17 protein-coding genes are annotated in these 20,668 nt (G+C 38.9%); 9 read left to right on the forward strand and 8 right to left on the reverse strand.

The window, feature by feature from the left end:
* Positions 1 to 70: 70 nt before the first annotated feature.
* From AC559H_RS16430 to AC559H_RS16440, 3 genes are read right to left on the reverse strand one after another with little or no spacing between them, the layout of a single operon-like run.
* Positions 71 to 808: an energy-coupling factor ABC transporter ATP-binding protein gene (locus AC559H_RS16430; protein WP_026785248.1), complete on the reverse strand. Its 738-nt coding sequence runs from the start codon at positions 806 to 808 to the stop codon at positions 71 to 73.
* Positions 795 to 1,451, reverse strand: coding sequence for an energy-coupling factor transporter transmembrane component T family protein (locus tag AC559H_RS16435; protein WP_026785247.1), 657 nt, complete (start codon positions 1,449 to 1,451; stop codon positions 795 to 797). Before AC559H_RS16435 ends, AC559H_RS16430 begins: the two co-directional genes overlap by 14 nt.
* Before the next feature lie 7 nt (positions 1,452 to 1,458).
* A complete protein-coding gene (locus tag AC559H_RS16440) occupies positions 1,459 to 2,382 on the reverse strand; it encodes an energy-coupling factor ABC transporter permease (RefSeq protein ID WP_026796041.1) in 924 nt (307 codons plus the stop codon).
* 281 nt (positions 2,383 to 2,663) lie between these two features.
* Between AC559H_RS16440 and AC559H_RS16445 the strand changes: the two genes are divergently transcribed.
* The 3 genes from AC559H_RS16445 to AC559H_RS16455 all read left to right on the forward strand — a co-directional run bounded on the left by AC559H_RS16445 (position 2,664) and on the right by AC559H_RS16455 (position 5,767).
* A complete protein-coding gene (locus tag AC559H_RS16445) occupies positions 2,664 to 4,136 on the forward strand; it encodes an aminotransferase class I/II-fold pyridoxal phosphate-dependent enzyme (protein WP_026796042.1) in 1,473 nt (490 codons plus the stop codon).
* 78 nt (positions 4,137 to 4,214) lie between these two features.
* On the forward strand, positions 4,215 to 4,814 hold the full coding sequence (gene cbiT / locus AC559H_RS16450) for a precorrin-6Y C5,15-methyltransferase subunit CbiT (protein WP_036831466.1): 600 nt from the start codon (positions 4,215 to 4,217) through the stop codon (positions 4,812 to 4,814).
* A 59-nt stretch (positions 4,815 to 4,873) separates the two neighbouring features.
* Positions 4,874 to 5,767, forward strand: a complete 894-nt coding sequence (locus tag AC559H_RS16455) for a phosphatidate cytidylyltransferase (RefSeq protein WP_026796043.1) — start codon at positions 4,874 to 4,876, stop codon at positions 5,765 to 5,767.
* 61 nt (positions 5,768 to 5,828) lie between these two features.
* On the opposite strand, the gene AC559H_RS16460 is transcribed toward AC559H_RS16455, so the two are convergent.
* Positions 5,829 to 6,305 (reverse strand): ankyrin repeat domain-containing protein, encoded by a 477-nt coding sequence (locus AC559H_RS16460; RefSeq protein WP_026796044.1) that lies wholly within the window; start codon positions 6,303 to 6,305, stop codon positions 5,829 to 5,831.
* A 173-nt stretch (positions 6,306 to 6,478) separates the two neighbouring features.
* Between AC559H_RS16460 and AC559H_RS16465 the strand changes: the two genes are divergently transcribed.
* The 4 genes from AC559H_RS16465 (at position 6,479) to AC559H_RS16480 (ending at position 11,398) form a co-directional block, all read left to right on the forward strand.
* Positions 6,479 to 7,882 (forward strand): protein adenylyltransferase SelO, encoded by a 1,404-nt coding sequence (locus tag AC559H_RS16465; protein WP_026796045.1) that lies wholly within the window; start codon positions 6,479 to 6,481, stop codon positions 7,880 to 7,882.
* 215 nt (positions 7,883 to 8,097) lie between these two features.
* Positions 8,098 to 8,484 carry a hypothetical protein gene (locus AC559H_RS16470; protein WP_026785240.1) on the forward strand — a complete coding sequence of 129 codons (387 nt, stop codon included), beginning with the start codon at positions 8,098 to 8,100 and terminating at the stop codon, positions 8,482 to 8,484.
* Positions 8,485 to 8,716: 232 nt separating this feature from the next.
* Entirely contained in the window at positions 8,717 to 9,796 is a 1,080-nt protein-coding gene (locus AC559H_RS16475) for a tocopherol cyclase family protein (protein WP_026796046.1), read from the forward strand.
* A 132-nt stretch (positions 9,797 to 9,928) separates the two neighbouring features.
* Entirely contained in the window at positions 9,929 to 11,398 is a 1,470-nt protein-coding gene (locus tag AC559H_RS16480; protein ID WP_026796047.1) for a leucyl aminopeptidase, read from the forward strand.
* A gap of 69 nt (positions 11,399 to 11,467) precedes the next feature.
* On the opposite strand, the gene AC559H_RS16485 is transcribed toward AC559H_RS16480, so the two are convergent.
* A complete protein-coding gene (locus AC559H_RS16485; RefSeq protein WP_026796048.1) occupies positions 11,468 to 13,180 on the reverse strand; it encodes a sensor histidine kinase in 1,713 nt (570 codons plus the stop codon).
* A 379-nt stretch (positions 13,181 to 13,559) separates the two neighbouring features.
* Between AC559H_RS16485 and AC559H_RS16490 the strand changes: the two genes are divergently transcribed.
* Positions 13,560 to 14,855: a DUF4347 domain-containing protein gene (locus tag AC559H_RS16490; RefSeq protein ID WP_051319489.1), complete on the forward strand. Its 1,296-nt coding sequence runs from the start codon at positions 13,560 to 13,562 to the stop codon at positions 14,853 to 14,855.
* Positions 14,856 to 15,231: 376 nt separating this feature from the next.
* Positions 15,232 to 15,429 (forward strand): 30S ribosomal protein S21, encoded by a 198-nt coding sequence (gene rpsU / locus AC559H_RS16495; RefSeq protein ID WP_026785235.1) that lies wholly within the window; start codon positions 15,232 to 15,234, stop codon positions 15,427 to 15,429.
* 383 nt (positions 15,430 to 15,812) lie between these two features.
* Here rpsU and AC559H_RS16500 read toward each other — a convergent pair whose 3' ends face one another.
* The 3 genes from AC559H_RS16500 to AC559H_RS16510 all read right to left on the reverse strand — a co-directional run bounded on the left by AC559H_RS16500 (position 15,813) and on the right by AC559H_RS16510 (position 20,614).
* Entirely contained in the window at positions 15,813 to 16,217 is a 405-nt protein-coding gene (locus AC559H_RS16500; RefSeq protein ID WP_026785234.1) for an EVE domain-containing protein, read from the reverse strand.
* Positions 16,218 to 16,327: 110 nt separating this feature from the next.
* Positions 16,328 to 16,705, reverse strand: a complete 378-nt coding sequence (locus tag AC559H_RS16505; protein ID WP_026796049.1) for a GxxExxY protein — start codon at positions 16,703 to 16,705, stop codon at positions 16,328 to 16,330.
* 117 nt (positions 16,706 to 16,822) lie between these two features.
* On the reverse strand, positions 16,823 to 20,614 hold the full coding sequence (locus AC559H_RS16510) for an HsdM family class I SAM-dependent methyltransferase (protein WP_026796050.1): 3,792 nt from the start codon (positions 20,612 to 20,614) through the stop codon (positions 16,823 to 16,825).
* Positions 20,615 to 20,668 lie beyond the last annotated feature (54 nt).

Raw genomic sequence — 20,668 nt, forward strand, 5'->3', positions numbered from 1 at the left:
TATGCGCTTAAGCGCAACAACGGAGTTATTTATAGATTATATTCAAGCAATCCGATTCCAGATGTATCTCTTACCAATTAGGAGGTAAACCGTATAATTCTAACGTTTCTTCATCTTGTAATAATTCCTGAGTCGGACGCTCTACGACGATTTTTCCTTGAGCTAAAATTAAGGATCTATTGGTAGTTTTTTTAATCCAATTCAGATCATGGGAAGCAATTAATATTGCTTCTAAGGGTAACTCAGATAATATGGTAGCTAATTTTTTACGCCAAGCGGGATCTAAACCGTTTGTTGGTTCATCTAAGATTAAAATACTGGGTTCTAATGCTAAAATTGATGCTAATGCAGCTAGGCGTTTTTGTCCTCCTGATAATTCATGGGAGGAGCGATTTTCATAATAGATTAACCCGAATTGTGATAAAACCAATCGGGCTTTTTCTTTTGCTTCTATCAGAGACATTCCATAGTTACGCAAACCAAACATCACATCTTCTAAAATAGTTGGCATAAATAATTGATCATCAGGATTTTGAAAAGCAAATCCTACCTGAAGACGAATCTCAGAAAGATTTTTAGATTCTAAACTAATACCATTAATGAAAATCTGACCGGATTGCGGTAATTTTAACCCGATTAAGTTTTCTAATAAAGTGCTTTTACCCGCACCTGTAGCCCCCATTAAAGCCACTCTTTCACCGGAATTTATGGTAAAAGATATATTTTGCAATATCGGCTCTTGTCGGGTATATCCAAACATTAAATCTTGGACAATTAGGGTTTTTTCAGAACTATTAATTTTTGACATAGGAAAAAAATGTTAATAAACCAGCGATAGTGATCACAATAATTAGGGCAAAATTATCTCTGGGTGTTGATTGAGATTCTACGGGTAATTTACCTTGATAACCTCGCAAAATCATGGCATTATAAACTCGTTCAGATCGATCTAAACTGCGTAAATAAAGAGAACCAATCATGGCGGCACTTGTATATCGTAACCAACCGGAATAACCGGATAAACCTCGCAATTTTGCCGATTGTTGCATTTGACGAACTTCTGAGATTAATATTTCTAAATATTGCCCAGTTAATAAGATAATTTCTTGAAAAGTTGCGGGAATTGGTAAACCTTTTAATGCAATTCCTAAACTATGGGATGGTAAGGTGATTAGAAAACTATTCATTATTAGTAAACAGACCAGGGAACGACTTACCATAAAACTGGCTTTTTCGTATCCCATGGGTAAGGCTAATAATGAAAGGAAGATTAATTCCGCTCCTAATAGTTTTGAGATAATTTTTAGGGGCGGTTTTAAAATAATTACCCAAAAAAATGCGATCGCACTATAACAACCTAATGCCCACCATACAGATGTTTTGAGTAAGGCAATTCCGATGACAAGGATAAGAGAAACCCGTAATTTAAACGGGATAGAAAGTTGAATCATTGTTGAATTATAACTGATTTGGTTTACCAATTTGGAGAATCCCAAAAGCAACACCAAAACAGATTAAACTACCTATAATTCCGGCAATGCTAGTGCCAATTTCCCCTAATCCTTTGATAGTATAATCAGCGAGAGGTGTGGGAATACTAAACCGCACATTTTCGGCTAATGCACCAAAACCGTGAGTTTCTGCAACCTTTTCTAAACCATCTGGCCAAGCTGATGCAAATAAGGATAACACTCCGGCAATTAATAATATACTAATTACGGGAGTTAACCATTTATTTAATTGGGGTTGATCTCCGGGTAATAAATCTGGTCTGACTGTAATTAAATAAGTTAAAATTCCGGCGGTAATTAATCCTTCACCGATACCAATTAAACTATGAACTCCTATCATTGCGGGTAAAATTATCGCCGCCGTAGCTGTGCCTGATAAAATTAAATTTATAGAACAAGTGATCGCAGCAGCAATAACACTAATTCCCCCAGCAATACCCGCAGCTAAAGGTAAACGAAAACGAGAACCTCCTAATAATTGTTGGAGAATTTGTGTTAAGATCCAACCTACCCAAACTCCGACAATTGCCATGTTAAAAATATTGGCTCCTAGTGCGGTAATTCCGCCATCAGCAAATAAAAAAGCTTGAATCAATAAAACCGTCGCAATGGATACAGAAGCTGCCCAAGGATTTCCTAAAATTACTGCCGCTAAAGTTCCTCCTAAAAGGTGTCCACTGGTGCCACCTGCTACGGGAAAATTAATCATTTGGGCGGCAAAAATAAACGCGGTTGTTAATCCCATAACTGGCGCGTATCGTAACCCTACATTCTCGCGGGTACGCCCCAGGCAAACTGCTAAAAATCCGGTGCTGGTAAGACTGGTAACAGTTGCTACTGCGGGGGAAATAAATCCATCGGGAATGTGCATAAATTAAGCCCTGATCCTTGAATTGCTGTATTAATGAATTTATCAACATTAATATTAAATACCTTTTTTTGATAATTTGCAATCCCCTATAGGGGTATTATCAGGAATAAATAGCAAAAAATATTATCTAACTCTTGTATTTACTGACTTTTCCATGAATAAAAATAAAATTTATGCTAGATGAGTGTATTGAGTAGATATATTGTAATATAGTAATATTTGGAGTTGAATTTTAGATTGTTAATATTTGCGCTTAAGCGCAACAACAACGGAGTTTTTTCATGTTAGATCAATTTCCAACACCATTATTAACGGCTTTAAAAAATTGTGCTAATCAGCCTGACGTACCCTTTTATACTCCTGGCCATAAACGCGGGCAGGGGATTTCACCTTTATTAACGGAATTTTTAGGAACTCAACTTTTTAAAGCAGATTTACCCGAATTACCTGAACTGGATAATTTATTTAATCCAGAAAGTGTAATAGCAGAAGCTCAATATCTTGCATCCGAAGCATTTGGGGCAGAAAAAACTTGGTTTTTAGTTAATGGGTCAACTTCTGGAATTATTGCTACTATTTTAGCTATTTGTGGAACTGGAGATAAAATTTTAGTCCCTAGAAATGCTCATCAATCTGTGATTTCAGGTTTAATTTTATCCGGTGCGATCGCAATTTTTTTACAGCCAGAATATAATCCAAGCTGGGATTTATCCTATAGTATTACTCCAGAAACCGTTGCTAAATCTTTACAACAACATCCCGATGCTAAAGCCGTATTAATAGTATATCCTACTTATCAGGGAGTATGTGGAAATATTACCGAAATTGCTAAAATTACCCATCAATATAATATTCCTCTGATTGTAGACGAAGCTCACGGAGCGCATTTTAATTTTCATCCCGACTTACCAACCCCAGCCCTAAAAGCAGGAGCAGATTTAACAATACAATCTACCCATAAAATATTAGGTTCCATGACACAATCTTCCATGCTTCATGTTCAAGGAAATCGGATTAACAAAGAGCGTTTATCTCAAACCTTACAATTTGTCGAATCTACCAGTCCCAATTATATATTATTAGCCTCCTTAGATGCCGCCCGTCAACAAATGGCAACCCAAGGCTATAATTTAATGAATCAAACAATATCCTTAGCACAAATAGCCAGAACAGAAATTAGCAAAATCCAAGGTTTATCTGTTTTTGGAAATCTCGAATTAAAATCGACATCAGGATGTGTTAACCTAGATATCACCCGTTTAACTATTAAAGTATCAAACTTAGGAATAAGCGGGTATGAAGCCGATGAGATTCTCAGTCAACAATTCCATGTTATCGCAGAACTTCCTAGTCTTCATCACCTAACTTTTATTATTAGTTTGGGTAACACTGAAACCGATATTTACCAACTAATTAACGGATTAAAAACCCTCTCCGTTGAATACCAACTTTCTGCGGCCTACCACCCTGCCCTTAATTTCTTTCCTACACCCCACTCTGCGCCTTCTGCACCCCCTTTTTCCTGTCGGGATGCTTTTTTTGCCCAAACAGAAAAACGTCCCCTTACAGACTGCGTGGGGTCTGTGAGTGCGGAAATTATTTGTCCCTACCCGCCTGGTATCCCCGTATTAATGCCAGGTGAAATTATCACCTCTGATGCTCTAAAATTTTTGCAACAAGTGATAGCGTTGGGTGGGAAAATAACAGGATGTAGTGATCCGAACCTGCAACAGCTTAAAATTGTTAAGGGTTAAATTAAGAATAGACAACTATTTATTTGTCCCCAACCTAATCAATAAAAGTTGAAATCTCACCCCCAATTAATTCCCAAAATGTCTAAACTTTGGCCTTATGTTACTCCGGGTATTCCTGATGATTTATTTGAACGGTTGCCCGGTATCCCCTTGAGTAAGCGGGAAGTCCGTTTATTATTAGTATCCTTCATGCGATTGCAACCTGACTCAATTGTATGGGATATTGGGGCTGGAACCGGAACAATTGCGGTGGAAACGGGGCTATTATGTCCCCAAGGTCGAATTATTGCCATTGAAAGGGATGAAGATGTGGTGAATTTAATTCGAGTCAATTGTGAACAGTTTGAACTACAAAATGTTGATATAGTTGAAGGGAGTGTCCCCGAATGTTTACAAAGTATTCCCTATCTACCTCATCGGGTTTGTTTGGAAGGAGGAAAACCCATTAAAGCCATTCTGCATGAAGTTTGGAAATACTTACAACCGCAAGGAAGAATTGTAGCCACAGCATCTAATTTAGAAAGTCTCTATGCCATTTCCGAAGGATTTTCCGAGTTACAAGTTCGCAATGTAGAAGTGGTTCAATCTGCCATTAACCGATTGGAAAAACGGGGAAATCATCAAACTTTTGAAGCCGTTAATCCTATGTTTATTTTAAGTGGTGAAAAAATAGATTAAATTTAAAATACGCTATAGATAACTGCCCTAGACCGTCTTAACTTCTGACTCCTAACACTATGCCTTCTTTGTCTCGTATTATCAGTGGAATTATTGGAATTATTTTAGCATTGGGAATGCTCATTTTTGGAGGATGGTATTTTACCCTGGGATTGAGTGTAATTATTTATTTAGGTCAATTAGAATATTTTCAATTAGTTCAAGCTAAAGGCACTGAACCTGCGGTTAAAACAACTTTATTTGTTAGTCAAGCCCTACTTTTGACCGCCGCATTTTCTCCTAGTTTAGTCGATGCGATGTTTGCCTTAGCTGGAACATTAGTCTGTTTTTATCTATTATTTAGACCTAAATTATCAAGCATTGCCGATATTAGTTCTTCAATTTTAGGCTTATTTTATGGGGGATATTTACCCAGTTATTGGGTACGGTTACGAGTTGGACTTGAACCCAATACTTTACTAGAAAAAGCCTTCGCTAGTCCCATTGCTTTTAATGAAAATTGGTTAGAAAATTGGTCAATTTCTAATTTATCCCCAGGATTAACTGCTACCTTATTAGCTTTTAGTTGTATTTGGGCGGCGGATATTGGGGCTTATATTTTCGGAAAAACCTTTGGTCGAACTCGCCTCTCAGATATTAGTCCGAAAAAAACCGTTGAAGGGGCAATATTTGGGTTTTTAGGTAGTATTATCGTCGCCATATTGGGGTCTTGGTATTTACAATGGCCGGGGTTTCCTTGGGCGGGTTTAATCCTAGGATTATTAATTGGAATTTCCAGTTTATTAGGCGATTTAACCGAATCTTTAATGAAACGAGATGCAGGAGTTAAAGATTCCGGTCAACTCATCCCCGGTCACGGTGGAATTTTAGACCGCGCCGATAGTTATGTTTTTACCGCCCCTTTAGTTTATTATTTCATCACATTATTTTTACCCTTGATGTCGTCACTCTAAAAAATCATCAGGCTATCCACCCGCTTATCTTAATATTATGTCCGATTGATCAACGAGAAATTTAATGCTGATCTCGAAATTGTTTAATTAATTCTACGATCTCTGTATATTTCTCCGAAGATGCCCAAATTAAAGCCGTCCAACTATTCTGATCTTTTGTAGTTAAATCTGCGCCACTATTTAATAATAATTCTACAATGGGTTTATGTCCGCTTCCAGCCGCACCCATTAACGCTGTTAACCCAAAATTAGTTTTAGCCTGAATATCCGCCCCGGTATCTAATAATAACTGCACCATTTCTAAGTAACCACTTGCCGCCGCTTCCATCAAAGGAGTCCAATGATCATTGTCAGACACATTAACATCCGCCCCCGCTTCTAGTAAGAGTTTTACTATCTCCTTTTTTCCTAAAGTAATCGCTGTAATTAATCCCGTATTTCCCTGTTCATTCTGAGCATTAATATCTGGGTTTTGACTTAAAGCTGTTTTAACTTGATCTATTTCTCCCGTTTGAATTGCCTTAATTAACTCAGTCATTGGTCTTGCTCCTTTCGTTTATTTAAAAGTATGGATATACAGTTAAGGATACCTCAAAAATAATAGCATTTATCCCTTGCTTCTTAATCCCTAATCTAAGATTTTTCCCCTCAGAAATTGACAATTTTGCAAAATAGGGGTAATATTGTCAATAGACTATCATTAGGGATTTTATGTCTAATCCGTTCCTGCACCTCGACTATGAACCCGCATTTGAGGCGTTAGGCGGTGACTACTCCGATATTGTCACGGCTGCGGAGTTCCCGATGCACCAACTCCGGTTCCGCAATAATTCCGTATTAACCCAGTTAGGACTCAACCCCGAAACCGTTACCGACGAACATTTTATCGAAGCCTTTGGCAAATTTGAATCCGTGCGTCCGTTGTTGGCCATGCGTTACCACGGCTATCAGTTTGGGGAATATAACCCCTATTTGGGTGACGGACGGGGGTTTTTGTATGGCCAAGTGCGAGGAATAGACGGGGAATTATACGATTTCGGGACAAAAGGATCGGGAAGAACCCCCTACTCTCGAAATGCCGACGGTAGATTAACCTTAAAAGGTGGCGTGCGGGAAGTTTTAGCCGCCGAAATGTTGCATCGAATGCGAGTCAAAACCTCTCGGTGTTTAAGCTTAATTGAAACCGGGGAACAACTGTGGCGAGGAGATGAACCTTCCCCCACCCGTTCTTCCGTGATGATCCGATTTAGTCGCTCGCATATTCGCTTCGGAACCTTTGAACGACTACACTATTTTAAACGAAAAGATCTGATTGAAATTCTATTAGATCACGTTATTACCTATTATTATTCTAGCATAAAATTAGAGAGCGATCGCTATATTTTATTTTACACAGAATTAGTGAAAAGAGTTGCAGAATTAGCCGCCCAATGGATGGCTTCCGGGTTTTGTCACGGGGTTTTAAACACCGATAATATGTCAATTACCGGGGAAAGTTTCGATTATGGCCCCTACGCCTTTATGCCCGATTATAACCCACAATTCACCGCCGCCTATTTTGATTATGGAAAGTTATATTGTTATGGAAATCAGCCCTTTATTTGTGAAGGAAACCTAGAATTATTACAAAAACCGTTATCCTTAGTTATACCTTTAGAAGAACTTAAAGCTGGGTTAGACCCTTTTCAAAACTATTATCGAGAATTCTATCGTCAACGGATGATTAATCGTTTAGGATTTGAACAACTTCCCACCCCAGAAGCAGAGGAATTATTGCAAATTACAATTAATTTACTCAAAAATAATCGAATTAGCTATCCCGACTTTTTTATACAACTGCGAGAACAATTTTGTCAGCAATGGCAAGACCAACCTCAGAATATTTTAAAAGATGCTGAACCCATGGAATATTTAGACGCTTGGAGACAACAATATTATCATCATTTACAAACCTTGTCTAATCCCGAACTCAATGAAATTCAACAAAGATTAAACTATTATAATCCTCAAGTGGTGATTATTCGTCCTGAAATTGAAGCAGTCTGGGAACAGATTAGCCTTGAAGATAATTGGCAACCTTTTTATAATTTATTAACACAAATTCAAACAGAATAGCAAAGTCTTAATTAAGGGCTATAAAATCTTAAACAGGAGATTTATTGATACTATCTCAGCGCCCTATATCTTCCCTTACCCTACATCTTCAGGGAGATTTAGCCAGATCGAATCTAATTTTCAGTAAATTCAGTTAAAATATAGAAGTAATACTCTGGGCGTTAACCTGAAATTGGGCTTAACCCCAGCAGCAATTATTTTAAAGGAAAAATCTGATGACAGAAAATCAACCCACGGATACACCCACGCCGATAACAACATCCATCCTAGACAGTATTAAAGGATTTATCGGTAAAATTCTGAGTAATTGGAAAGTCAGAATCACCCTACTAGGAATTGTGCTTTTAGGAGGAGCAATTTTCGCCTTCTTTTATCAACATATTATAGCAGAAATGGGAATGAAAATGTGGACAAGTAGTTCCGGTGCTAGACCAATTGAATGTGTTTTGAAAGATAGTAATAATGATAATTATGTTAGCTGTAGCGCCTTATTAGGTGATCAAGTTGTCCCGTTAGAATGTAGTTCTAGTTTATTTAATTTGGGTTGTCGAGTTAATTATGGCTCTGCTGTACCTAATATTAAAGCCTCGAAAGGGAGTTGACAACAAACCGTAGTAAGCCCTTTAGGGCTATCTTAATCCAATATTTAAGAGAGTCCTAAAGGACTCATTACAAACCGTAGTAAGCCCTTTAGGGCTATCTTAATCTAATATTAAGAGAGTCCTAAAGGACTCACTACGATAGTAAGCCCTTTAGGGCTATCTTAATCTAATATTAAGAGAGTCCTAAAGGACTCACTACGATTTTAATTTTTGTTTATTTTTGAGGATTTTGATGTTTAATTTTAATCGTCAACAAAACCCTTTACAAACCCCCCATAGTGGGTATCATTGGGATGGAAGCGATCGCCGTTTTTTTGAAGGCTGGTACTATCGAGTCACATTACCTCAAGAAAAACAGACCTTTGCCTTCATGTATTCTATCGAAGATCCCATCGGAAATCAACCCCAAAGTGGAGGCGGAGCCCAAATTTTAGGGCCCGATGATGGGTATTTATGTCGCACCTTTCCCGACGTTAAAACCTTTTGGGCAACCTCCGATCAACTCGGTTTAGGACATTGGGGAAAAACCGATTTAACTGCCATTCCTGGCTATTTAGAACCCACAATTTTTGAAAATTCGATTCAACAAGGCTATCAAGGAACAGCCACCTTACATCAAGGAAAATTAGCCGATTCGGGCAGTTCTCAATATTGTAATTGGCAATATAATATTCAACCGATTTATGGCTGGGGAAATCCCAATCAACCGCAACAATCGACCGCCGGATGGTTGTCTTTTCTACCTATATTTGAACCAGGATGGCAAATTTTAATGGCCCATGGTTTAGCCACAGGTTGGATTGATTGGAATGGTCAAATTTATCAATTTGAAAACGCCCCCGCCTATGGCGAAAAAAATTGGGGCGGGAGTTTTCCTAAACAATGGTTTTGGGTAAATTGTAATAGTTTTGATGGAGAAACAGATTTAGCATTAACGGCCGGAGGCGGGATCAGAGATGTGTTATTCTGGTCAGAATCCGTAGCTTTAATTGCAATTCATTATCAGGGAAAATTCTATGAATTTGTGCCTTGGAATTCGGAAGTTAGTTGGCAAATCGAACCCTGGGGAAAATGGCAAATGACAGCTAAAAATAACGAATATGAAGTCTGTTTGACCGCTACCACCGAACACCCAGGAACTTTATTAAGAGCACCCACCCAAGCCGGATTAATCTTTCGTTGTCGAGATACCATGCAGGGGAAAATTCACTTGCAATTAAAAGCAGGAAATAGTATAATCCTAGAAGCCACCAGTTCCCTGGGTGGAGTCGAAGTCGGGGGGGATTTATGGCAAGAAACCTGGAAAAAATAAATTATATTTCAACATCACCGAATTAAAATTTTTCAAAGCCATGTATCAACGAAGTCACACCATGAAATTTTCCCTAATTCCTGAACTCGAAAACAGTTTATACTTTTTACAGTAACTCAGACACAAACAACAATGGAATTTACAGCCACCAACACATCCTCCTTAAACTGGTCGGGAGACATCCTCGCCCTGGGTTTATTTGAAGACCAGATAGAATTAACCGGGGACTTAGCCACCTTAGATGATAAACTAGCCGGAACTCTAAAAGAATTAATCACAGAAACCGAATTTAAGGGAAAAGCAGATAGCAATATTTCAACTCGCGTGGGGGGAAATAGTCCCATTCGCAAAGTGATTTTAGTCGGTTTAGGTAAATCCGATGCTCTCAAATTAGACAGCTTACGCCGCGCCGCCGCCAATATTGCTAAAACCGCAAAATCCCTGAAAGGCAAAAGTCTTGGGGTGAGCTTACCAATTTTTGAAACTCCAGAAACCACCGCCCAAGCTATTACCGAAGGCATAGAATTAGCCCTCTATCAAGATACCAGATTTAAGTCAGAAACCGATGATAAGGGTCACGGAATTGAACAGATTGAATTATTAGGTTTACCCGGCACAGAATCCGCCATTACCCGGGCTAAACAAATCTGTTCCGGGGTAATTTTAGCCAGGGAATTAGTCGCCGCCCCCGCCAATGAAGTCACCCCAATTACAATGGCAGAAATGGCTCAATCCCTAGCTAAAGAATACGGCTTAGAATTGAATATTTTGGAAAAAGAAGACTGCGAAAAATTGGGGATGGGGGCTTTTTTAGGAGTAGCCCAAGCCTCGGATTTACCGCCTAAATTTATTCATTTAATCTATCATCCTTCAGTCACTCCTCGCCGCAAATTAGCCATTATTGGTAAAGGCTTAACCTTTGATTCCGGTGGGTTAAATATTAAACCCACAGGTGGCGGGATTGAAATGATGAAAGTCGATATGGGAGGCGCAGGGGCAACCTTTGGGGCGGCTAAAGCTATTAGTCAATTAAAACCGGACGTAGAAGTGCATTTTATTAGTGCGGTGACGGAAAATATGATTAGCGGCCGCGCCATGCACCCAGGGGACTTTCTAACAGCATCTAATGGGAAAACCATTGAAGTTAATAATACCGACGCCGAAGGACGATTAACCCTAGCTGATGCCCTGGTTTTTGCTGATAAATTAGGGTTAGATGCGATGATTGATTTAGCCACCTTAACTGGCGCCTGTGTGGTTGCTTTAGGAGATGATATTGCCGGGTTATGGAGTCCCGATGATCAGTTAGCAATCGAGTTAGAAACCGCCTCCAAAACATCAGGGGAAAAACTCTGGCGGATGCCCTTAGAAGACAAATATTTTGAAGGTTTAAAAGCCATCCACGCCGACATGAAAAATACCGGGCCAAGGGCTGGAGGGTCAATCACAGCCACCTTATTCCTGAAGCAATTTGTGGAAAAAACTCCCTGGGCCCATTTAGATGTTGCTGGCCCGGTTTGGGCTGATAAAGACAACGGTTATAATAACGCCGGAGCAACGGGTTATGGGGTGCGAATGCTAGTGAATTGGGTGTTGAGTTAGTTGATCTCCTAGCAGCATCGGGAAGGGGGAATCGGAATTTGGATCATTCCCCTACCTATTACCCATTCCCTATCCTTTAACATGAACTGGAAGCCAAACACTAAAAATAGAACCCTTATCCATTTGACTTTCCACCGTAATCACGCCTCCGAGAATTTGACATAAACGCTGACTAATTGCCAGTCCCAACCCAGTCCCACCAAACCGTTTAGTTGTCGAAACATCCGCTTGAATAAAGGGTTTAAAAATATGTTGTAATTGCTCTTCAGTCATCCCAATTCCCGAATCTTTAACCCGGAATACTAAATATTGAGACGAATTAGCAACCATTGTATACATAAATTCATCATCTTCTGGAATCGGGGGTTTTTCTTGGGTACGTTCAGCAATTAAATAAATCGTTCCTTTTTCGGTAAATTTAGAAGCATTGCTGAGTAGATTTAACAGAATTTGTCGAACTTTTGGCATATCGGCATACATAGTTCCAATATTCGCTTTGGTCTTGACCTTCAAAACATTATTATTTTTTTCTGCTAAAGGTGTAGCGGTAGTAATCACATCTTCTATGAGTTGATCAACAGGGAAATTTTCTAAATAGAGAGTAACATGACCCGCCTCAATTTTAGAAATATCTAAAATATCACTAATCATATCCCGCAGATGTTTTCCCGCAGTTTGAATCCGTTCTAGGTCGGGTAAAAAGTCCGTATAGCCTAAATCTTCCGATTCATCATGGAGCATTTCACTATAGCCAATAATCGCATTTAACGGCGTGCGAAGTTCATGACTCATATTCGCTAAAAACACACTCTTAGAACGGTTAGCAGCTTCGGCTATAATTTTCGCTTTCTGTAATTCTTCCGTATATTCAGCCACCCGTTGAATTAGATGATTTAAAGATTCAGTTAATACCCCAATTTCATCGGAACTGGTAACGGGTGCTTGTAGGGCAAAATCCGATTCCTCACTCACCTGTTCTGCAACTTTAATCATAATATCCAGGGGAGTTGCAATCATATTACCCGTAAAAATTGCAAAGATTATTGCTAAACCAGTAGATAAAAATAAAGTTATTATCATAACTTTATTGCCTAAAGATTGGATTTTTTCATAATCTTTTAGAGCAGTTTCAGCCCGCTTTCTGAATCTATTTTCCAGTTGAGTTGTTTCAGCATAAACCGGATAAACTTGAATAATTCCGGTTGTCCGATTCAGGTTAATCAAAGATTTTTGAACCGACTGCAAAATTTGAGGATTCAAATTCGGTTTTTCCGTAGTTTGAATCAGAGTTTCAAACTGTTCTGAATAGCTAGTCAACTGTTCTTTATAGCGTTGAGTTAAGTCCTGTAGGGCTTGATAATCCTGTTGAATTGTAACATCCATTGTTTCAGGAATATCTTGGAGTTGTTGCAATTCATTATTCATCACAAAGATATTTGAACGCAGGGCGGAAACTCCCCGTTCAATTTTTTCTATATCCTTGGTATCGCTAAAAAACTGCGCTAGATTATCCTGATTATGCTTTAACTGGAGTAGACTTTGGCTGAGTCCATCGAGAACTTTTGCCTTTTGTTGGTCAATTTCTAATTGGGCACGCAAAGGTCGCACCGAATAGGTCGCCACCAAGAAGGCAGAGGTCAGACCCACAAGGACGACCCCGATTACCACCCCATAACCCCAGCCAATTTTTTGCCGAATGCTTAAACGATTAAACATATACAGGACAATGCCAGGAGAAATTTTACTTTTAGTTAAGTTATGTTGAGACGAAATTGGAGGCATCCGTGAGGTCGCTCTTAGCCTGGAAGTTCAATACTAATTCTATGCTAGGTTGCAAAGATATTCTTTAACTATACATTGGCTGATTACCTCATCTTTGATTTGGGTGGAAGTTTTTAGGTTTTTGATTAATAAGGCTGTCAATTATAGCATTGTTTAACCTTTTGTCAATTGTAAGTATGACAATTTCAGATCTGGTACAAACTTAATGAATAAATCTAATCTATGGGTTTACACTGAGAGGATAGTGCAGTTTATGATACACGCTATTCATTCAGAGTCGTCGGTATTGCATCAGTTTTTTTTAGTGTAAATTTCAATCTAAGTTTCAACTAGCCCATACATTTGTTGAAACAAAAGCCAAACCAAGGAAAATCAGGATATGTCATCTAACCATAATTATATTCAAGATCAAGTGAAAACTGTCGTAGTTATTGATTCTAGTGTCGAAAACTATGAAACATTATTGCAAGGCGTTGACCCAAACGCAGAAGTTATTATACTCGATCCTAATCAAGATGGAATCGCTCAAATTAGTTCTATTCTTTCTACACAAAAAGATATTGATGCCCTCCATATTATTTCTCACGGTGAAAGTGGAAGTTTACAGTTAGGGACAACTGTTATTAATGCTAATAATCTCGACCAATATTCAACCCAACTCTCCCAATGGCAAGCCAGCTTAACAGAAAATGCGGATATTTTATTATATGGATGTAATGTTGCGTCTGGAAGTTTAGGACAATCCTTCGTTACAAATTTATCCCAACTAACTGGGGCTGATATTGCAGCTTCTAATGACTTAACCGGAAATGCAGCATTAGGAGGAAACTGGGCGTTAGAAGTTCAAACCGGAAATATTGAAACTGCTTTAGCTTTTAGTCAAAATGCGATCAGAAATTACCAGGGTATTTTATTACCTCTAGCAGCGACTAATTTTGGTGTAACCATTCCCACTATCCCTCCTACTAATGGTACGATTAAGAACTACGATGCTCTAGGCGCTCCGATTGATGCTATTCCCGCCAACGCCACCACAACCTACACAATGGATTACTATGGCAACCGCAACAACGACACCCTGATGGGGGGTGAGGGTAACGATAATGTCTATGGTGGTGAACAGGATGATGTCCTGTATGGAGATGCGGGAAATGATCTCCTGTTTGGTGACCAAGGCACGGATATCCTCTGCGGTGGCAATGGGGATGACACGATCTATGGGGGTGTGGGAAGCCATAATGTCGTGGGTAATAGTTCCGACCTAGATCAACTCAGTGGCGGTGCGGGCAATGACCTGCTCTTAGCTAATGAGGGAGAAAATCTACTCTGTGGCGGTGATGACAATGATACCCTCTACAGTGGACAACAAAACGATACCTTGAACGGCGGGGCTGGGGATGATTGGTTATTTGGGGATCTCGGTGATGATTTGATCACCGGAGGTACAGGTAAAGATTATTTTGTCATCGGTGCTGGTACTGGTTTTGACCAGATTACGGATTTCCGTGTGGGAGAAGATTTCTTGGTTTTGGCAAATGGCTTAACCTTAAACCAACTGACTATTATCCAAGAGGGAACTTCTACCTTAATTAATCTTGGAGATCAGCCCCTAGTGCGTCTGGCGGGTGTACAGGCTAATTTAATTATTTCTAATAGCTTCCAGGTCTTAGGTTAAGCTAGATCCGTAGCGTCTTCAAGTCTGTACTATTTGTGACTCGATCTCCTAATTCCCAAAAGTTAATTTTTTCCTACCTATTTGCGTCTATAACGGGTCTACTGGTCTTGTTATGGACGCTCAGGGGTCTATCTGTTTTAGCGTTTATCCCGGGTTATGTGATTTGGATTTTGCTATTTCTGTCTATTGCAACTGGAATTCTACGTTCGGCGAGCCGCTAAACTTGAGTTGCTAGGTTCACCGAACCTAATATATTATCCGCTTTGTAGCCATTACAACATGGACTAGATATTACCCATTGTTGTAATATTGCATGAAGGGGAATAATCCCACAAAAGATTTTCAAATGTTGTTGTAGACCATTTAAGGAGAGGACATGACCCAAGTTATTCTGGGTGAAAATGAACAGCTAGAGTCAGCATTAAGGCGTTTTAAGAGGGAAGTTTCTAAGGCTGGTATTTTGGCGGATGTTAGAAAAAACCGTCACTTTGAAACCCCTACAGAGAAGCGTAAGCGCAAGGCGATCGCTAATCAACGTCAAAGACGTGCTTTCCGCAAAAAACGGACATCATAGTTTTAGTTTTGTTAAGACCGAAAAACTGCTTTTGTATCTACCGCGCCCCAACTCCCGCTTAATGCTTCATGGATGCAGCAGGGAGTAACGTCGCGGATTTTGCTTTTTATAACATAAGTCTGGGAGCTTGAAAACTCAGTGTCTTCAGACCTGAGAGTGTCAATTTCTAGCAGTTATTCTCTGGAGGCGCGGTCGGGTAATTCTACAATTTCAAACCAGTAAATAGGGCTTGCTGAAAAAAGACGAAAAGCAATTAAATATAAATTCTGAACACGGATTTAACGGATTACGCTGATTTCGCTGATTTTAATTCATTTAATCTCCAAAAATCTAAAAAAATCCGTGCAATCTGTGTAATCCCCTTAATCCGTGTTCAGCCTTTATTAATTTCCTAAATTTACAATTATCTCAAATTCAGCTTTAGTTAATGGCATTATGGCGAGTCTTGGCTGTTTGACTAAGCCAATATTTGCTAATTCTGGAATTTCTTTAATCTGGCTTAATGCGATCGCTTTCTCAAAGGTTTCTACTGGCTCAAAGGTGACGCTTAACCATTTGGGATCATCGGTGGTTGGGTCTTGATGGGCGGTGACGATTACTTTCATTTTACCCATGATGCTGTTTCCTTCTTGGCTGTGGTAAAACAAGACTTGATCGTTTAGTTGCATGGCTTTGAGGTTATTCCGTGCTTGGGGGTTGCGGACGGAATAGATTTCAAATTTGCCATGTAGTAGGATTTTTTGCCAACTGTAGCGGAAGGGTGCGAATTTTACTAGCCAGTAGTTCATATTAATTAAATGCTGAACACGGATTAAGGGGATTACGCAGATTACGCTGATTTTTAAGATAACCTAAATCTGTGAGATCCGCGTAATCCGTCTAATCCGTGTTCAGATGTTTATGTTCGTATTAGTCGTTTAAATTCTAGGCTTTTACTGCCGAAGTTAATTAATAGTCCGACTTCGAGTTTATAGACTTTGAGATAGTTTAGGGATTGGGCAAAGTGGACATCTTCTAGTTGTTTGGTGGCTTTTAGTTCGACTAATACTTTTTCTTCGACAACAAAATCAGCGCGGCGTGTACCGATTGGTTCGGGTAGGTTTTTGTAATAGATTTGTTGTTCGATTTCTCTGGCAAATGTTAATCCTGCTTGATGAAATTCGTAGGCTAATGCTCTTTGATAGATTACTTCTTGAAAGCCGTTACCGAGAAATTTATGAACTTCAAAGGATGCGCCGATGATTTTTTGGGTGATGTCTTGGTGTTTGAAGGTCATAATATAAATGCTGAACACGGATTTAACGGATTACGCTGATTTCGCTGATTTTAATTCATTTAATCTCCAAAAATCTAAAAAAATCCGTGCAATCTGTGTAATCCCCTTAATCCGTGTTCAAATAGTGGTGTTAAGTTTACGCAGGTTGGCTTTTTGCGCTTGCGATAATTTGGGATATCTACGCGCATACCAATTTTCAACTTCGGCAATGTCTTCGGCATTAAGTCCATAGGCTTCATAGACTAATTTATCTATTTCTATCTGTTCGTGACTGGCATAATCGTAACGCGGATTAATTTTTTGCTGTTGAATGATTTGATTTACTAAGTCTTCAATTTTGACAGATGATGTTGTAGGAATATTAATTTCTTTTAATTCGTCAACTTGTGCGTGAACAGTATGACCAATAAAATTTTTTGTTTGATATCTAATTAAAGATGTTGTCAAAATACCTGCTAAATGTTCTTTAGAAATAAAATCTTGAAAAATCATAGATCCTTCGGTATCAAACGGTGCTATTGAACCTAATCTAAACGTAGGGCTATAAACACCAGTACGAGAGAAACTTATTGAATCAGTAAAATACTTGTCAGGACTTCTAAAAACAGCACAGGTTGTAGTTTCGTAATTAGATTTTATTGATTTTTTCTCTTCATACTCTCTAATTCTTTGAGCAATTGTGTAAATTTTCATTCTATTGACACTCCAATCACTCCAATCAATAAAATAATTAGTCGGAACAAAATAATTAGGCATCCAACCACCATCAGAATCACTCTCACCACCTTTATCATAAGGAACAATATAACGCCCACCAAAATATCTTTGACTTGAAGGATCATCTTTAGAAATACCTTTATTAATCACCTCTAAACGCAAATTCTCATTATTTCTAATCTTGTCTAAATCTTCATCAGTCAGCAAATACTCTCTAAAATCTTCGATACTGCGATAATTACCCCTTGCATCAGGATTTTGGAATAAATAAGCCTGATTATCACCAGTTGCGAGTCCTTGCTTTACATCCGCAATATCCCCCAACTTCACCACCTGAATCTCTTTCCCATTCATCTCAATCTTGCGTACCTTTACCCTTTTGCCGCCAATCTCCTGATTAATAGTTTTCGGCATACAAGACGGATCATTACTATCATTCATTAAAGCAAACAACTTAGGACTAGCCACAAAAAAAGGCAAATTACTATTAGTCCGAATCAAACCCTGCGGATAATAATAAATCCCATACTCCTCATTACTCACACATTCCTTCACCTCACCAAAATCAACACCCCGCGCCAGTCCCAACAACTCCACAAACCGACTATAACTATCATGAACACTCACATTAGTCATATCTACCATCTGACAAACATGATCCCGATTAAAAGACTTTGAATTATTGCGTTCACAAATAATAATTGCCGTATTTACAGTCGCCTTAAACGTATCAGGATGCACCCGAATCATCTTATGAATGTAGTTATCCATCATCTGACGGCGCAAAGCATGATGACTCTTGATCGTCATGAAAGTATCACTGACAATGTAAGCCAAAACCCCACCATCCTTTAACGGCGTTTGCTTATTATTACTTGCCAAAAATCTCGCAATAAAAGCACCATAGGGATCTTTACTATCTATTCCCAAATCCTTACGCACATCATCACTAATCTTCGTACCACCATAGGGCGGATTGCCAATCACACAATCAAAACCCTGTCCCTCAAGCTCAGGATAGAAGAAATCTAAATTAAAAAATGGAGCCGCCACCGTCGCATGGGTAAACCAATGGCGCAATAATTCCCGATTCTGTCCTGCGATATGCTTACCCATAATCTCCGTACTAAACGATGGAAAAGCACCATCTAAAACCGTCACAATGTCATCAGTTACCGATCGCTTCTCATCAATCGACAAATCAGGCTTGTAATACTTGAGTCTAGCGATTTTTAACTGGGGAATCGCACCAAACGAAAGCAAATCTGGCTGAATATTTTTGAGACTATTTGCACAAATAATTTTTGTCTCAATATTTGGCATTGGTGTAATCCCTTTCTCAACCTTTTGATCAATTAGCAAAGAGATAAAAAAGCGTAACTTGGTAATCTGTACCGCCAAAGGCTGAATATCAATGCCATAGATACTGTCACGAATAATCCCTAACTTGCGACTGTAATCATCTAAATGTTGCTTCAGTGTCTTCTCAAACTCATCACGATAATTAGCATCCACAGGTTGTAACTTTAGCCGTAACCATTTGGAATTATCTGGATCAACCAGCTTCAAAATATCAACTAACCGATGTAACACACCCATCGGAAAAGCCCCCGAACCACAGGCAGGATCAAGCACCTTAAAGCGATCAATTCCATTCACCACACCTTCACAAAAAGCATTACTCGTATTGTCTAGGATATTCTCATAAACCAACTTTTTGAGAGTTTCTACATTTGCAGGAGCAGTATGTTTTTTCAAATAGATAAACAAACTCTCATTCACCATTTCCTGAATCACCTTACGCGGTGTGTAATAGCTCCCTGTCTGCTTACGGATACTCTTAATCGTATTCTCTTCCAAATTTGGATCGAGTTCTGCCAATAGGTTCTCAAATACCAAACCCAATAACTCAGGATCTAAGGCAATATCTTCATCATAGGGCGTATTTTCTTCCAGGGTAAACTTATAGGATTTGAAAATACCATTCAAACCATTATGATAAACCTTGCTAACTTCAATCTTTTTAGCCTTACCCTTAGCCACAATCTCCTCTGTCTCAATCCCATAAAACAGAAAATTAGGCACACGCATCACCGTATCCTCAATACTTTCCTTCGCATTATCTTCATCCAAATCATCAAAAATACCACCATTCAAATATGGAATTTCTGTAAACCATTCAACCTGAAAGTTAGAATGTAAATACTTAGTCCATTTAAAATCTTTGAGCGACTTTTTATCCTTTTGGTTCAACGAATTAAAAAATATATTTTGCAAAACGCCGCGATAGTAGCTATTTGACTCTAAAAAGTTCTCATCCTCAAAATCTTTAACCAAAGGAAAAACCCGACCATCCCAATCTCTAAGCTCTAAAATTTCAGGCTCAATTAGTCCTTTCTCCTTGATAAACCAGCAAAACATGGTTCTCGCCAGCAACCGCACCAAAAAGTTTTTGATATTCTCCTTTTCTGGCACATAGTTAGGTCTGAAAGGAAGCTTTATATGCTGTGAGGCATAGTAAAACCAATCTTGTAAATCTCCATAAAACTGATCATTTAAAGCTTGTAATGAAAATACTGTTTGCCAATAGTCATACAACTTTTTAAAACTATTGACCTTACTCGCATCAATCTTTAAACCCTTAAAACTCTTATCGCCAAAAATAATTTTTTCATGCGCCGAGTGAATATTGCTAATACTCACATCCCTTAACAACGTTACCTTCCCCGCCTTTTCCCCTTCCTGATTCCGCTTATACTTCGATCTCTCGGTATTAGCAAACGCCAGATATTTGTTATCAGCATCAGCATACTTAAACACTACTACGACAGGCGTATAGCAAAACTCCCGATTAAAAGCCCGTGCTATTTCGGCTAAATGCGATCGCGTTGGCAATAAACCACCCTCGCGCCTATTTAATGTCACCCCAAAAATGATAATCCCATCATAATCCGACTTAATTTTATCAATCGCTAAACTCTTACCACCCCGAAACGCAGCATCATCAACCATCCCCAAAAAATAAACATCATCAATCAATTCAAAAGGTTCGCGATCTTTGTAATTATTTCCCAGAATATCTCTAGCATTGATCGGCTTATCCGTCACCGCATTTATCGGTACTTGCAACTCCGCAAAAAAAGCCCGTAAAGCAGGCAAAAAGTCTAATTCATTAAAAATAGTGAGTTTCATATCAAAACAAAGCCACAATCACGGATTATGCAGATTACACTGATGTCACAGATT

This window comes from Planktothrix prolifica NIVA-CYA 540 (assembly GCF_963864145.1).
Taxonomy (GTDB): domain Bacteria; phylum Cyanobacteriota; class Cyanobacteriia; order Cyanobacteriales; family Microcoleaceae; genus Planktothrix; species Planktothrix agardhii.

Excerpts from the sequence above, each read along its gene's own strand:
- AC559H_RS16490 (WP_051319489.1), top strand. The coding sequence starts at position 13,560 with ATGTCATCTAACCATAATTATATTCAAGATCAAGTGAAAACTGTCGTA.
- AC559H_RS16500 (WP_026785234.1), bottom strand. The coding sequence starts at position 16,217 with ATGAACTACTGGCTAGTAAAATTCGCACCCTTCCGCTACAGTTGGCAA.
- AC559H_RS16505 (WP_026796049.1), bottom strand. The coding sequence starts at position 16,705 with ATGACCTTCAAACACCAAGACATCACCCAAAAAATCATCGGCGCATCC.
- AC559H_RS16455 (WP_026796043.1), top strand. The coding sequence starts at position 4,874 with ATGCCTTCTTTGTCTCGTATTATCAGTGGAATTATTGGAATTATTTTA.
- AC559H_RS16470 (WP_026785240.1), top strand. The coding sequence starts at position 8,098 with ATGACAGAAAATCAACCCACGGATACACCCACGCCGATAACAACATCC.
- AC559H_RS16440 (WP_026796041.1), bottom strand. The coding sequence starts at position 2,382 with ATGCACATTCCCGATGGATTTATTTCCCCCGCAGTAGCAACTGTTACC.
- AC559H_RS16510 (WP_026796050.1), bottom strand. The coding sequence starts at position 20,614 with ATGAAACTCACTATTTTTAATGAATTAGACTTTTTGCCTGCTTTACGG.
- AC559H_RS16460 (WP_026796044.1), bottom strand. The coding sequence starts at position 6,305 with ATGACTGAGTTAATTAAGGCAATTCAAACGGGAGAAATAGATCAAGTT.
- rpsU (WP_026785235.1), top strand. The coding sequence starts at position 15,232 with ATGACCCAAGTTATTCTGGGTGAAAATGAACAGCTAGAGTCAGCATTA.
- AC559H_RS16480 (WP_026796047.1), top strand. The coding sequence starts at position 9,929 with ATGGAATTTACAGCCACCAACACATCCTCCTTAAACTGGTCGGGAGAC.
- cbiT (WP_036831466.1), top strand. The coding sequence starts at position 4,215 with ATGTCTAAACTTTGGCCTTATGTTACTCCGGGTATTCCTGATGATTTA.
- AC559H_RS16485 (WP_026796048.1), bottom strand. The coding sequence starts at position 13,180 with ATGCCTCCAATTTCGTCTCAACATAACTTAACTAAAAGTAAAATTTCT.
- AC559H_RS16475 (WP_026796046.1), top strand. The coding sequence starts at position 8,717 with ATGTTTAATTTTAATCGTCAACAAAACCCTTTACAAACCCCCCATAGT.
- AC559H_RS16445 (WP_026796042.1), top strand. The coding sequence starts at position 2,664 with ATGTTAGATCAATTTCCAACACCATTATTAACGGCTTTAAAAAATTGT.
- AC559H_RS16430 (WP_026785248.1), bottom strand. The coding sequence starts at position 808 with ATGTCAAAAATTAATAGTTCTGAAAAAACCCTAATTGTCCAAGATTTA.
- AC559H_RS16435 (WP_026785247.1), bottom strand. The coding sequence starts at position 1,451 with ATGATTCAACTTTCTATCCCGTTTAAATTACGGGTTTCTCTTATCCTT.
- AC559H_RS16465 (WP_026796045.1), top strand. The coding sequence starts at position 6,479 with ATGTCTAATCCGTTCCTGCACCTCGACTATGAACCCGCATTTGAGGCG.